Origin of the sequence: Psychrobacter sp. TB20-MNA-CIBAN-0197, from assembly GCF_040309765.1 — a bacterium.
In the GTDB taxonomy this organism is placed as follows: Bacteria; Pseudomonadota; Gammaproteobacteria; order Pseudomonadales; family Moraxellaceae; genus Psychrobacter; species Psychrobacter submarinus.
This window is the reverse complement of the sequence record NZ_JBEOPC010000186.1, coordinates 1-370: the sequence shown is the minus strand read 5'-3', so window position 1 is coordinate 370 and position 370 is coordinate 1. Positions and strand designations below refer to the sequence as shown.

General features: G+C 60.8%; 1 protein-coding gene. It reads left to right on the top strand.

What is annotated here, in order from left to right; translation table 11 throughout:
- On the top strand, window positions 1-370 hold a 370-nt coding region (locus tag AAEY83_RS13235), incomplete at both ends, for an RlmF-related methyltransferase (RefSeq protein WP_351059454.1).

Sequence of the window (370 nt, the reverse complement as noted above, 5' to 3'; positions counted from 1 at the left end):
ATCCAATGATCTGAGCAAAGTGATCCAGCTGCGCCAGCAGGAAAACCGCAAGCACATCCTTATCGGCTTGCTGGAGCCGGGCGAGCGTTTTGACCTGACCATGTGCAACCCGCCGTTCCACGCTTCGATGGAAGAAGCGACCAAGGGCAGCGAGCGCAAGTGGCGCGCCTTGGGCAAGGCCGACCCGAAACGCAAGCTGCCGGTGCTGAACTTCGGCGGGCAATCGGCGGAGCTATGGTGTGAAGGCGGTGAAGCACGCTTCGTGACGCAGTTGATTGCCGAGAGCGCGAACTTCCAGCACAAGGTGTTGTGGTTCAGCACGCTGGTGTCGAAGGCCTCGAACCTGCCGGCCATCGAGACGGCACTGAAG